General features: G+C 69.8%; 10 protein-coding genes. 5 read left to right on the forward strand and 5 right to left on the reverse strand.

The window, feature by feature from the left end:
* Positions 1-148: 148 nt before the first annotated feature.
* From ACF1FZ_RS18130 to ACF1FZ_RS18145, 4 genes are all read right to left on the reverse strand, one after another.
* Positions 149-1585: an exo-alpha-sialidase gene (locus tag ACF1FZ_RS18130; RefSeq protein WP_391774368.1), complete on the reverse strand. Its 1437-nt coding sequence runs from the start codon at positions 1583-1585 to the stop codon at positions 149-151.
* A gap of 71 nt (positions 1586-1656) precedes the next feature.
* Positions 1657-2952: a GDSL-type esterase/lipase family protein gene (locus ACF1FZ_RS18135; protein ID WP_391774369.1), complete on the reverse strand. Its 1296-nt coding sequence runs from the start codon at positions 2950-2952 to the stop codon at positions 1657-1659.
* Positions 2953-2966: 14 nt separating this feature from the next.
* The gene (locus ACF1FZ_RS18140; protein WP_391774370.1) at positions 2967-3971 is read right to left on the reverse strand and encodes an acetylxylan esterase; all 1005 of its coding nucleotides are present in this window, start codon (positions 3969-3971) and stop codon (positions 2967-2969) included.
* Positions 3972-4117: 146 nt separating this feature from the next.
* Positions 4118-4849: a FadR/GntR family transcriptional regulator gene (locus ACF1FZ_RS18145; protein ID WP_391774371.1), complete on the reverse strand. Its 732-nt coding sequence runs from the start codon at positions 4847-4849 to the stop codon at positions 4118-4120.
* A gap of 170 nt (positions 4850-5019) precedes the next feature.
* Here ACF1FZ_RS18145 and ACF1FZ_RS18150 point away from each other — a divergent pair, with 170 nt between their 5' ends.
* The 5 genes from ACF1FZ_RS18150 to ACF1FZ_RS18170 all read left to right on the forward strand — a co-directional run bounded on the left by ACF1FZ_RS18150 (position 5020) and on the right by ACF1FZ_RS18170 (position 11548).
* A complete protein-coding gene (locus tag ACF1FZ_RS18150) occupies positions 5020-6615 on the forward strand; it encodes an ABC transporter substrate-binding protein (RefSeq protein ID WP_391774372.1) in 1596 nt (531 codons plus the stop codon).
* A 71-nt stretch (positions 6616-6686) separates the two neighbouring features.
* A complete protein-coding gene (locus tag ACF1FZ_RS18155; RefSeq protein ID WP_391774373.1) occupies positions 6687-7637 on the forward strand; it encodes an ABC transporter permease in 951 nt (316 codons plus the stop codon).
* A 1-nt stretch (position 7638) separates the two neighbouring features.
* On the forward strand, positions 7639-9615 hold the full coding sequence (locus tag ACF1FZ_RS18160) for a dipeptide/oligopeptide/nickel ABC transporter permease/ATP-binding protein (RefSeq protein WP_391774374.1): 1977 nt from the start codon (positions 7639-7641) through the stop codon (positions 9613-9615).
* On the forward strand, positions 9612-10619 hold the full coding sequence (locus ACF1FZ_RS18165; RefSeq protein ID WP_391774375.1) for an oligopeptide/dipeptide ABC transporter ATP-binding protein: 1008 nt from the start codon (positions 9612-9614) through the stop codon (positions 10617-10619). The genes ACF1FZ_RS18160 and ACF1FZ_RS18165 overlap by 4 nt, the downstream gene beginning before the upstream one ends.
* Positions 10616-11548 carry a dihydrodipicolinate synthase family protein gene (locus ACF1FZ_RS18170; RefSeq protein WP_391774376.1) on the forward strand — a complete coding sequence of 311 codons (933 nt, stop codon included), beginning with the start codon at positions 10616-10618 and terminating at the stop codon, positions 11546-11548. Before ACF1FZ_RS18165 ends, ACF1FZ_RS18170 begins: the two co-directional genes overlap by 4 nt.
* A gap of 66 nt (positions 11549-11614) precedes the next feature.
* Here ACF1FZ_RS18170 and ACF1FZ_RS18175 read toward each other — a convergent pair whose 3' ends face one another.
* Positions 11615-12403 carry a chaplin gene (locus ACF1FZ_RS18175; RefSeq protein WP_391774377.1) on the reverse strand — a complete coding sequence of 263 codons (789 nt, stop codon included), beginning with the start codon at positions 12401-12403 and terminating at the stop codon, positions 11615-11617.
* Positions 12404-12866 lie beyond the last annotated feature (463 nt).

A 12866-nucleotide genomic window follows, 5' to 3' on the forward strand; every position in this document is an offset into this window, starting at 1 on the left:
CCCGGCGGTGCTGCCGCCGGCGACGCCCCTCCGTGAGCACGTCGCCGCCATGCCGATGCCGTTTGTCCGTCGCCCCGGGAGGTGCCGTCCCCGTCGTCGCAGCCGAACGGGTGCGGCCGGGTGACAACACCTCCCTCGTGACGAGGTGTCACGGGGCCACGGTCACCGTCCGGTGGCCGGAGGCCTGCTTGCCGTCCGCCTTGTAGGTCACGGTGAGTTTGTGGTCACCCGAGACACCGGCCGGGATCGTGACCGGGACCTTGATGTTCGCGCCCTCACCCGGCCGCGTCGCCGGGAAGGTCACCTGCCTGGTCGTCCAGCCGGACGGCACCGTCAGGTCGAGCGTGCCCGCGCTGCGGGTCACGTCCATCCGGTTGACGACCCGGACGGTGACCTCCGCGGTCGTACCCGCCTTCATGGTGGCCGGCGGGGTGATGGTGATGTCCGCGCAGGTGCCGCCGAGCCACTGCAGGTCGAACGAGGAGTAGGTGATGTTCTTGTAGTTGTCGCGCTCGTAGAGCAGGCCGACCCGGCCGTTCGGCAGTCGTGTCAGCGTCGAGTACGCGGCGCTGCCGGGGTTGACGACCTTGCGGATCGGCCAGGTCTTCCCGTTGTCGCAGGACATCTTCACGGTGAGGTTGCTCCGCGAGGAGGTGCTCTCCGTGTTGCTGAACAGCAGCCACGAGGACTGCGGGCTGGATGCGGCGGCGTCCGGCGCGTAGCGGATGACCGAGCCGTTGTTCGCCGGGTCGGGCAGGTTGGTGTCCTGGGTGAACGGCGTGTAGTTGACGCCGCCGTCGGTGGAGTAGGCGATCGTGCGGTAGGGCGCTGAGCGGTTGTTGAGCATGATCCGGCCGTCGGACAGCTCGACCGTCTTGTTCTCGTCCCCGCCCGGCCCCACCGGGTTGCCCGTCTTCCAGGTCGCGCCGTGGTCGTCGCTGTAGGCGCTGACCGCGTAGTTGGCTCCGTTGTGGCGGATCGCGTACTGCTGGATCAGCCGCCCCCTGTACGGCCCGTTGCGCACCTGGATTCCCTCGCCGGAGGCTGCGAACATGCCGGCCCAGGCCGGGTTCTTGATCTGCTTGGTGATGCGGCGGTGCGTCCATGTCACGCCGTCGTCGTCGGAGTAGCTGTAGTCGGCCTGGAGGACGTTCGGGTCGTTCTCGTCGTTGCCGGTGGCCGAGCCGAAGAAGCCCTGGTTCACGGAGCCGGCGTAGAAGACGAAGATCCGGCCCGTGGTGCGGTCCACGAGCAGGCTCGGGTCGCCGAACCCCTTGGGTGCGGCCTCCTTGCGGACGACCTGCTGGGTCTGCCAGGTGGTGCCGCCGTCGGTGCTGCGGCGCAGGACGATACCGAGGTTGCCGGGCAGGTCGCCGAGCGTGGGGCGGGAGTCGTAGGCGGCGAGCAGGGTGCCCTTGACGGACGTGGTCAGCGCGGGGATGCGGTAGTAGGGGGATCCGGCGCCCTGGGTCGCTATGTCCTGGGAGGTCAGTTCGCCGGCGGCGGGCGCGCCGTGCGCGGTGCCGGCCGCGGTGGCCACCATGACGGCGGCGGACAGCATGGCGACGGTGACTCTGCGCTGCATGAACGGTCTCTCTTCTGCTGAGGGGGAGAGGTGCGGAGATGAAGCGGAGCGCGGCATGAGCGGCCGGCTCGTCAGGGGACGGAAAGGGTGCACACCCGGCTGCCGGTGTCGAAGATCTGCAGGTCCTTGATCATTTTCACGGCGATCCGGTGGTGACCCCGCTCGTTCGGGTGCAGTCCGTCGTTGAGCAGGGACAGGGGGACCTGGCCGCCGTTGCCGGTCAGCCAGTCGTTGTAGTGGTCGACGAAGACGGCCTTCTCCCGCGCCGCGACCTCGCCCATGACCTGTGCGTAGCCCGAGAGGGCCACCCGGCCGGGCCACTTGGCCGGATCGACCGGATTCGGGGCCTGGAGGATGACCGCCGGAGATCCGGGCAGCGCACGCACCGAGCGGACGAGCGAGACGAGGTTGGCCCGGTACGTCTCCAGGCCGAGGCCCGCCGTCGCGATGTCGTTCGTGCCGATCATGATCGAGACGACCTTCGGCGAGAAGGCGGTGACCCGCTCCGCGAAGTACGAGACGAGTTCCGCGCTCGTGGCGCCGCTCACCCCTGAATCGACCACGAAGTCACGGTTCTTGGGCTTGCCCAGCTCCCAGCGGACGCGCTCCGTCCAGTGCTCGGGGTAGCTGCGCCGGCCGTTGGTGTGCAGGGCGCCGTGGGTGATGCTGTCCCCGGTGAGCACCCAGGTGGCGGGCGTGTTGCTGTTGAGCACGGTGGAGATCCGGCCGTGGTCGGTGGCGACGGGACGCGGGCACTGGGCGACCAGTTCACCCGCGTCGAGCACCCGGTCCCAGACCGCGGCCCGCTCGACGGTGCCGGTGAAGAACCATTCACCGGACGGATGGTCGCTGTCCCGGTTCGCGCCGAGCGTCAGCGCGGTCAGCGGGGACACACTGCCGAAGAAGGCGCGGGCCGCCGTGTCGAACACCGCCTGGCCGCCCGCGTACAGGCGGGTGCCGACGCTGCCGGCGGTCACGGCGACGGTGTGCTGACGCCCGTCGTCGTAGCGTGTCCTGGTCATGAAGTTCAGAAGGACGGCGCCCTTCTGCCGTACCGAGAACTGCAGGGCCCCGCCGCTGAGGTTCAGCGTGAGGTTGGATGAGGGGTCGGCCGGGTCGGAGGCGCTGATCAGCGTCATCGCATCGTTGTGGCTCGTGGTGCGGAAGGTGACGAGGATCGTCCCCGTGGTGAGTGGGGCGAGAGCCCTCACCTGGGACGACAGGTCGACGTGCTTGCTGCCGTTCAGGACCACGGCCGTGCCGTGGTCCACCAGTGGGCCGCTGCCGGCAGCGGCGAAGGCGCGGCCGGCCGACGGGGCGGACAGGGCTGCCGCACCTGCGGCGAGGAGCATGGAACGTCTGCGCACGGAGCTTCCTCCGGTCAGGAGAGGTCGGCCTGCCCGGTCGGGAGGCCGGCGAACAGCGAGCGCACCCAGGCCAGTTGTTCCGCCCGGTGGTGCTCGGCGCCGCCCTCGTGCCCGTTGAACCCGTAGACGCGTACGTCCTTGGGACCCGCGTAACGGTTGTAGGCCGTGAAACAGGTGGAGGGCGGACAGATTTCGTCCATCATCGCGATGGAGAACAGCGCGGGCGCGGCCGCCCGGGTGGCGTGCTGCGCCGCGTCGAAGTACGACAGGGTGCGGAAGACCGACTCGGTACGGTCGCGGTAGAGCTGGAGGTAGGCGGCGATCTCGGTGTACGGCGGCACTCCGGCGATCCGCGCGCCCCGGGGGATGTTGCACAGGAACGGCACGTCCGGCATCACCCCGGCCAGTCCTTCCACCAGACCGGACACGGCCAGTGCGATACCGCCGCCCTGGCTCACCCCGGTCACCACGACGCGGGAGGGGTCGATCTCGGGGTGCTCCCGGATCGCCTCCACGCAGCGGACCGCGTCGGTGAACACCCGCCGGTAGTAGTACGTCCCGGGGCTCTCGACGCCCCGCGTCAGGAAGCCCGGTACGGTCCCCGCGGCCCCGGGGTCGGTGTCCGCGGTGTCGCCGCCCGCCGCCGACCAGCCCTGGCCGCGGGTGTCCATGATCAGGTGCGCGTATCCGGCGCAGGCCCACATCAGCTGCTCGTGCGGAAGCCCCCGGCCACGTCCGTACCCCAGGAACTCGACGACGCAGCCGAGCGGTTCGGTGGCGCCGGCGGGCATGTGCAGCCAGCCGCGAACCGGCCGGCCGCCGTATCCCGGAACGCTCACGTCGTACGTCCGCACCTGGGTCAGCCCGTTGTCGGCCTGCTCGTACCGGGGCTTGCCCAGGGCGCCGTCCAGGGGTGCCTCGCTCAGGGTGCCGGACCAGAAGTCGTCGAAGTCCTCGGGCAGCGTGAGTTCGGGCCGGTAGGCGAGGCAGTCCTCGAGTGGGAGATCGGCCGACGGCATGGCTGTGCCCTCCAGGGGTACGGGAAGCGACAGGACAGAAGACGTCAGATGTCCTGGTGGCAACCGGACCTTAGGGAGCTGCGCGGCGGGACGTCAAGAGCGGGGCGGGGCGGAAGCCCCCGCCTCGGGGGCGGGGGCGGGGGCGGTCAGGCCTGGTTCGCTCCGCGCGCCCTGGCCTCGGCGATCCGCCTCCTGACCGGTGCGTAGTGCTCGCCGAGGGCCTTGAGGAACGCGGGCACGTCGTTCGCCCGGGCCGCGTCGACGATGTTCTGGTGGGCGGCGACCGTCACCGTCTCGTCGGCGTGCGTGAAGCCGTCGAGGTGCGGCGCGACGATGGTGTAGACGTCCCAGAAGGCCATCGAGAGCTGACCGATCAGGTCGTTGCCGAGGGGGGCCACGAGCAGGGCGTGGAAGGCCCGGTCCGCAGCGACGAAGCCGTGCCCGTCGCCCGATCCGGTGGCGCGCATGGTCGCCACCAGGGCGTCCAGGGCGTCGAGCTGCTCGGTGGAGAGCGAGGAGATGATCCGGTCGGCCATGCCCCGCTCGAAGAGCTCGCGCACGTCGACGAGGTCGGCCATCACCTGGAAGTCGTCGTCGGGGGAGAGCATGCCGCGGAAGGTGAGGCTCTCCACCAGCGCGGACAGGCTCAGCCGGCCGACGTACGTCCCGTGGCCGTGGCGCACCTCGACGATGTCGAGGGCGTCGAGGATCTTGACGGCCTCCCGGACGCTGGAACGGCTGGCGCCGAGCGCCTCGCACAGGGCCGGTTCCGTCGGGAGCGGGTCCCCGGGGCGCAGCCGCTCGTCGAGGATGTAGCGCTTGATGCCCTCGACGACTTCCTGTCGCAACAGGGTGCGGCCGGGTCGTGTGCCGGACATATGTGAACTCCCCACCTCTTGACCCCTCTCGATTGTCAAGCTACGTTCCCACGCTATCAAGGCATCAGACATCTGACGTCTGATGCTGGATGGTTCCTCGGTCTCCCGATAGCCGTCAGAACAGTTGTTCTCCACCCATTACTCCCCCCTTAAAGTCCCTTGGAGGACCCGTGCCCGAGCTGAGGCCAGTCGGTGTCGAGCGCCGTACGTTCCTGCGTTACACAGGTTTCATCGGTGCGGCCGCTGCCATCACGGCAAGCCTTTCCGCGTGCGGCGGTCCCTCCTCGACCGCCGACGGCGAGACGGGTGAGAGCGACGGCAACGGCACCATCGAAGCCGGTATGTCATACCCCCTGTCGACCGGATTCGACCCGATGGTCACCTCGGGCGCCACGCCGTACGCCGCCAACATGCACATCTTCGAGGGTCTCGTGGATCTCGATCCTGCAACGCTTGTGGCTCGTCCCGCGCTCGCCACCGAGATGCCGAAGAAGATCAACGCCACCACCTACCGCGCCACCCTCCGCGAGGGCGCGACCTTCCACGACGGTTCCCCGGTCACCGCCGAGGACGTCGTGTTCAGCTTCGAACGCATCCTGGACGCGAAGAACGCGTCGCTGATGGCGCAGTTCGTGCCCTTCATCGACACGATCACCGCCGTCGACGCGAAGACGGTCGAGTTCAAGCTCAAGTACGCCTTCGCGCTCTTCCCCTCCCGCATCGCGGTCGCCCGCATCGTGCCGAAGAAGATCGTCGAGGCGGACGTCAAGGGATTCGACGCCAAGCCCGTCGGCTCCGGGCCGTACAAGTTCATCTCGGCGACCCGCGAAGACAAGATCGTCTTCGAGAAGCACGACCCGTACAACGGCTCGCACCCGGCCAAGGCCAAGAAGATGATCTGGCGTCTGATATCGGACCAGTCGGCCCGCGTCAGTGCCATGCAGTCCGGCCGCGTCCAGGCCATCGAGGACGTCCCGTACATCGACGTGAACGGGCTCTCCGCCGTGGCGAAGACCGAGGCCGTGCAGTCCTTCGGCCTGCTCTTCCTGATGTTCAACACCGCCGACAAGCGGTTCGCCGACAAGCGGGTCCGCCAGGCCCTGCACTACGCACTGGACACCGAGAAGATCATCAAGACCGCCATGGTCGGGAACGCGACGGCCGCCACGGGCTACGTCCCCACCACCCACCCCGACTACCACAAGGCCGCCACGGTCTACACCCACGACGTGGCCAAGGCCAAGAAGCTGCTCGCCGAAGCGGGGGTGAAGAACCTCAAGTTCACCGTCCTGACCACCGACACCGGCTGGGTCAAGGACATCGCCCCGCTGCTCAAGGAGAGCTGGGCGGCGGCCGGCATCGAGGCCACCCTCGGCATCGCCCAGTCCGCGGCCCAGTACGCCAAGGTCGACAGCGGTGACTTCGAGGTCCTCGTCGCCCCCGGCGACCCCTCGGTCTTCGGCAACGACGTGGACCTCCTGATGCGCTGGTTCTACTACGGCTTCTGGCCGGAGAAGCGCTACGGCTGGTCCAGGACCGCCGAGTACAAGAAGGTCAAGCAGCTCCTCGACAAGGCCGCCCAGGCCGCCGACGAGACTGCCCGCAAGCAGCTGTGGGCCCAGATCACCGACATCGTCGCCGACGAGGCCGCGCTCTACCCGATCCTCCACCGCAAACTGCCCACCGCCTGGAACGAGAAGGCCCTGCCCGGCTTCGAGCCGCTGCCCACCACCGGCCTGTCCTTCCTGGACGTCGGCCGCGCCTGACGCCCACCGGCCCGGGCGCCCTCCCCGGCGGCCCGGGCCCGCCGTCCGCTCAAACCGCAAGGAACCCGACGATGGTTGCTTTTCTCCGGCTCGCGCTGCGCCGCGTCGCGATGATGCCGGTGATGATCCTCGGCATCGCACTGCTCGTATTCGTGGTGCTGCAGTTCTCGCCGGCCGACCCGGCCTACAACGCGCTCGGAGAGAGCGCCAGCCCTGAGGCCAGAGAAGCCTTCGCGGAGGCCAACGGACTCAACGACCCGTTGCCCATCCGCTACTTCGACTTCCTCGGTCAGCTGTTCCACTTCGACCTCGGGATGACCGTCCCGCCGAGCCAGCCCGTGATCGACCGGATCACGGCGGCGTTCCCCCTCACCCTCCAGCTGACCTTCCTGGGCCTGCTCCTCGCCGTCGTCCTCGCCGTCGTCGGTGGCGTCCTGGGCGCGATGTACCGCGACCGCTGGCCCGACCAGCTCTTCCGGGTCCTGTCCATGGCCGGGGTCGCCGTCCCGTCCTTCTGGCTCGGGGTGCTGCTCATCCAGCAGTTCGCACTGAACACCCCTGTCTTCCCGACCGGCGGATACACCAACCCCGCCGACTCGTTCAGCGGCTGGCTCACCACCATGGCCCTGCCCGCCATCTCGCTCGCCGTGCCCGTCGCCGCGTCGCTCGCCCGCCTCGTCCGCACCTCGATGGTCGCCGAACTCGACCGCGACTACGTCCGTACCGCCCAGGGCAACGGCCTGCCGGTCTTCCTGGTGGTCCGTTCGGTGCTGCGCAACGCGCTCGTCACCCCGCTCACCGTGCTCGGCGTCAAGGTCGGCTACCTGCTCAGCGGTGCCGTCGTCATCGAAGCGATCTTCGACCTGCCCGGCATGGGCAAACTCATCCTCGAAGGTGTCACCGGCGGCGACGTAGCCCTGGTCCAGGGCACCGTACTGACCATCGCCATCGCCTTCCTGGTGGTCAACGTCATCGTCGACCTGCTCTACCTGCTGGTCAACCCGCGCATCAGGACGGTGTGACATGTTCGCCACGGGCCGTCTGGCCACCAAGCTCTCCCGACCGGGCATCGCGTTCCGCGCCCTCCCGGTCACCTCCCGCGTCGCCCTCGGCGTCCTGGTCGTCGTCATCCTCGGCGCCGTGTTCGCCCCCCTGCTCACCCAGGATCCGCTGACCACGGGCACCCCCGTCCAGGCCCCGAACGGTGACCACTGGTTCGGCACCGACCGGGCGGGACGCGACGTGTTCGCCCGCGTCATCCACGGTTCGCGCTACTCGCTGATCATCGGCCTCGGCGCGACCGCCTGCGCCCTGGTCGCCGGAGCCGTCCTCGGCTCGCTCGCCGCCACCTCGCGCAAGCTCGGCGACGAGTCCGTCATGCGCGTCCTCGACGTCGTCATGTCGTTCCCGCCGATCGCGCTCGCGGCCGTCCTGGTCGCCGTCTTCGGCACCAGCATCCCGGTGATCATCTTCACCATCGCCTTCGTCTACACCCCCTCCCTCGCCCGCGTCGTACGCGCCAACGTGCTCGCACAGTACGGTGAGGACTACGTGGCGGCCGAGAAGGTCATCGGCGCCCGGCGCAGCTACATCGTGCTCCGCCACGTCGCCGTCAACTGCATGGCCCCGGTCATGGTGTTCGCGACCGTCATGGTGGCCGAGGCCATCATCTTCGAGGCCAGCCTCTCCTTCATCGGAGCCGGCGTCCAGGACCCCGACCCCAGCTGGGGCAGCGTCCTCGCCTACGGCAGGCAGATCCTCCTCGCCGGCGGCTGGTGGGCCACCTTCTTCCCCGGCCTCGCCCTGCTGATCACGGTCCTCGCGCTCAACATCCTCTCCGAAGGGCTCACCGACGCCTCCGCCGCGCCGAAGGGCCGTAGCGCCGTCAAGGGGCCCGCCGACACGACGGCGCCGGACCCGGTCGAGGCCGCCGCCACCGTCGACATCGACGCCGCCCTCGCCACGCTCGCCGGGCACATCAACGCCACCGAGCCCGCCCTCACCCCGGTACGTGAGGACGCCGACGAACTCCTCGTCGTACGCGACCTGGCGATCCGCTTCCCGGACCGCTACGGCGACACCCCCGTCGTCGACAAGCTGAACTTCACCGTCCACGAGGGCGAGACCCTCGGCCTGGTCGGCGAGTCCGGCTGCGGCAAGTCCGTCACCAGCCTCGCCGTCATGGGTCTCCTCGCCCGCAACGCCGAGGTCAGCGGCGAGATCCTCTACCGCGGCCGGGACCTGCTGAAGCTCCCGCCCAAGGAACGCCGTGCCCTGATGGGCCCCGAGATCGCGATGGTCTACCAGGACGCGCTCTCCTCCCTCAACCCCTCGGTGCTCGTCGGCACCCAGCTCAAGCAGCTGACCTCGCGCGGCGGCACCAAGACCCCCGCCGAGCTCCTCGAGTTGGTCGGCCTCTCGCCCGAGCGCACCCTGCGCAGCTACCCGCACGAACTCTCCGGCGGCCAGCGCCAGCGCGTCCTCATCGCCATGGCGCTGTCCCGCAGTCCCCGCCTCCTGATCGCGGACGAACCGACCACCGCCCTCGACGTCACCGTCCAGGCCCAGGTCGTCGAACTCCTCATCCGGCTCCGCGACGAGCTCGGCTTCGCGATGGTGCTGGTCTCGCACGACCTCGCCCTGGTCGGCGACCTCTCGCACCGGGTCGCCGTGATGTACGCGGGCCGGCTCGCCGAGGTCGGCGACACCCGCTCCGTCCTCACCGACCCCGCCCACCACTACAGCCGCGGCCTCCTCGGCTCCGTCGTCTCCCTGGAGGCCGGAGCGGACCGCCTCCACCAGATCCGCGGCGTCGTTCCCGCACCCCAGGGCTTCGGCGCGGGATGCCGCTTCGCCGGGCGCTGCGGTGCCGCGACCGACCTCTGCCGCACCACGACCCCCGCTCTCACCGGGCGCGGCAGCACGAAGGACCACGGCTTCGCCTGCCACCACCCGGCCGAGGCCGCCGCCACGAGGAAGCTGGAAGGGAGCGCCCTGTGATCAGGCTCGACGGCGTTCACGTACGCCACAAGGCACGCAGCGGAGGCCTCTTCAACCGCGACGCCGTCCACGCGCTGACCGACGCCACGCTGGAGGTCGAGCGCGGCGAGATCGTGGGCCTGGTCGGCGAGTCCGGCTGCGGAAAGTCCACCCTCGCCCGGGTCCTGACCGGACTGCAGAAGCCCACCGAGGGCGAGGTCCTCTTCCACGGGCGCGACCTGTGGGAGATGTCGGCCGCCGAACGGCGCAACGACTTCGGCTCGGCCGTCGGCGTCGTCTTCCAGGACCCCTCCACGGCCCTGAACCCGCGCCTCACGGTCCGGCAGATCCTGCTCGACCCGCTGGACGTGCACCGGCGTGGCACCCGTGAGACGCGTGAGGCCCGCGTCGAGGAACTGCTCGACCTGGTCGGACTGCCCGGCCACACCCTCGCGGCCCTGCCCGGGCAGCTCTCCGGCGGCCAGCGGCAGCGTGTCGCCATTGCCCGGGCCCTGGCCCTCGAACCGGAGCTGATCGTCGCCGACGAACCGACCTCCGCACTCGACGTCTCCGTACGCGCCCAGGTGCTCAACCTCCTCGTCGACCTGCGTGAACGCCTGGGCCTCGGCATGGTGTTCATCTCGCACGACATCCAGACCGTGCGCTACCTCGCCGACCGCATCGCCGTCCTCTACCTCGGCCGCATCGTCGAGGAGGGCCGGGCGGCCGACGTGGCGGGCCGCCCCAGCCACCCGTACACCGAGGCGCTGCTCTCCGCGACACCCAGCCTGCTGGAGGCGACGGAACGCATCGTCCTCACCGGCCCGGTGCCCTCCGCCACCAACCCGCCACCCGGCTGCCCCTTCAGCACCCGCTGCTGGAAGGCCGACACCGAGTGCTCCACGGTCTTCCCCGCGGAGACCTTCGGGTCCGGCGAGCACCGCTGGCACTGCGTACACCCCCAGACCTCCGCGTCCCCCGCCGGGGGCCGGACCCCCGTACCGCCCGCAAGGAGCACCGCATGACCGCCCCCACCACCTACTCCGGAGTGATCCCGCCCGTCGTCACCCCGCTCACCGAGGACGGCGATCTCGACCGGGTCTCCCTGGAGCGGGTCGTCGGCCACCTCCTCGACGGTGGTGTCAGCGGCCTCTTCGCCCTGGGCAGCTCCGGGGAGACCGCGTACCTGACACCCGGCCAGCAGGACGAGGTCATCAAGGTGATCGCGTCGGCCGCCGCAGGACAGGTGCCGGTCCTCGTCGGCGCCATCGAGACCACCACCAACCGGGCCATCGAGCGGGCTCGTGCCGCGGCGGCCCTCGGTGCCGACGCGGTCGTGGCCACCGCGCCCTTCTACACGCGCACCCATGCCACCGAGATCGACCGTCACTTCCGGGACATCGCCGCGGCCGTGGACCTGCCGCTCCTCGCGTACGACGTGCCGGTGTGCGTACACAGCAAGCTCGACCCGGAACTCCTGCTGCCGCTCGCGGAGGAAGGAGTGCTCGCGGGTGTGAAGGACTCCAGCGGGGACGACGGTTCCTTCCGCCGACTGGCCATCGGGGCGCGCGACCTGACGGGGTTCTCCGTCCTGACCGGCCACGAGCTGGTGGTCGACGCGATGATGCTGAGCGGCGCCGACGGTTCCGTACCCGGCCTGGGCAACGTGGACCCGCACGGCTACGTGCGGTTGCACGAGGCCGCCGTGCGTGGTGACTGGACCACCGCCAAGGCCGAACAGGACCGGCTCGTCGCGCTGTTCGACATCGTCACGGCCGCCGCACCCGGCACCGCCTCGGCGACGGCGGCAGGACTGGGTGCCTTCAAGACGGCGTTGATGCTGCGCGGTGTCATCGCGACCAACGTGGTGAGCCCGCCGATGCGCCGGCTGGACGGCGAGGAGACGAACCTGATCGCCACGTACCTGGGCCGGGCGGGCCTGTCCCGCGTCTAGCACACACGAAAGGGCCGCCCGGCGTGCTTGCAAGCACGCCGGGCGGCCCTTTTCGCGAGAGCGGAACTAGTTGCGCGCACCGCGGGTACGGCGCATCAGTACCGCACCACCCAGGAGCAGAGCGGCGGCTCCACCGGCGGCCAGACCGATGTCACCACCGGCACCGGTGTGTGCCAGCTGCGCGACGGGAGCGTTCGGTGCGGGGGTGCCGGCGGAAGGCTCGTCGGCCGGCGGCTTCTCGGCGGTCGGGGGCTCGTCGATCTCCGGCTCGTCGCCCTCCGGCTCGTCGGCGGGCGGCTTCGCGGGGCCGCTTTCGTTGACGCACTCGTTCTCGGCGGCTCCGTTGAGGACCCCGATCACACCGACGTTGTTGCCGCAGACATTGAGGGGGATGTCCAGGGGAACCTGGATGAGGTTGCCGGAGAGCACCCCCGGAGAGCCGGAGGCCACGCCCTCGGCGCTCGCGCCGTCGGAGCCGTGACCATAGGCGTCGTCGCCGTAGCCGTCGGCGCTCCGGTTGTCGTAATTGTCCTGGCCCTGGTCGCCGTCGGCTCCGGGGCTCGCCTTGCTGCCGGCGCTCTCTTCGTGCTGAGCGTGCTGCTCCTTGCCGGAGTCGATGTTCTGGCATTCATTACCGAAGGCGGGGTTGAGCAGGCCGACCACGTCCACGGTGTTGCCGCAGACGTTGACCGGGACATGGACCGGCACCTGGGCCACGTTGCCCGAGCCGACGCCCGGCGAGTTGACGGCGGCGCCGTCGGCCGAGGCGTCAGCGTATGCATGACCTCCGACGGCAGTGATGATGCCGGACGCTGCTGCCATGACGATCATGCTCTTGTTCAATACTTGACGCATTGAATGGGCCATCCTCAACATTTCCGAGCGGGTACTGCACCCGCAAGTGACGCGTGTGTGACGAGTGGTGCCGTTGCTGTCTGAGGTGAAGGGCCTCGGCGGATCGTCATCTTGAGTGCGCTTGGACGACGGTCATAACGAGCGGTGGGCGCTCGGGAAACTGTGAAGGCGCCGTCACGGCGAAAAATCCTCCGTACGGGTTACGCGTACGGGTTCCACGGCTCCGCTGTCGTGCGCCACCGGCGAAGGAGGGCCGCGCGTTCGGCCTGGCGCACTCGGCGGCAGGCGTCCGGGCCCCATGCGACGGCGTGGGAACCGGTCTTCACTCGTTCAGCAGCATTACCCGGTCTGATCCCCCTCGTTCACCGCAGTGATAGGCACGGAAAGTGGCAGGCCTCGTCGCTCGCGAAAGTTTTCCGGCGACGAGTCCCGCTGAAAGCGTTCGACCAAACAACGAGAGGTA

It is taken from the genome of Streptomyces sp. NPDC014623 (genome assembly GCF_043088245.1).
Classification (GTDB): Bacteria; Actinomycetota; Actinomycetes; order Streptomycetales; family Streptomycetaceae; genus Streptomyces.

What these genes read in the sequence shown, in the direction of transcription:
- ACF1FZ_RS18130 (WP_391774368.1), bottom strand. Translation starts at nt 1,585, where the DNA reads ATGCAGCGCAGAGTCACCGTCGCCATGCTGTCCGCCGCCGTCATGGTG.
- ACF1FZ_RS18175 (WP_391774377.1), bottom strand. Translation starts at nt 12,403, where the DNA reads ATGCGTCAAGTATTGAACAAGAGCATGATCGTCATGGCAGCAGCGTCC.
- ACF1FZ_RS18155 (WP_391774373.1), top strand. Translation starts at nt 6,687, where the DNA reads ATGGTTGCTTTTCTCCGGCTCGCGCTGCGCCGCGTCGCGATGATGCCG.
- ACF1FZ_RS18170 (WP_391774376.1), top strand. Translation starts at nt 10,616, where the DNA reads ATGACCGCCCCCACCACCTACTCCGGAGTGATCCCGCCCGTCGTCACC.
- ACF1FZ_RS18140 (WP_391774370.1), bottom strand. Translation starts at nt 3,971, where the DNA reads ATGCCGTCGGCCGATCTCCCACTCGAGGACTGCCTCGCCTACCGGCCC.
- ACF1FZ_RS18145 (WP_391774371.1), bottom strand. Translation starts at nt 4,849, where the DNA reads ATGTCCGGCACACGACCCGGCCGCACCCTGTTGCGACAGGAAGTCGTC.
- ACF1FZ_RS18160 (WP_391774374.1), top strand. Translation starts at nt 7,639, where the DNA reads ATGTTCGCCACGGGCCGTCTGGCCACCAAGCTCTCCCGACCGGGCATC.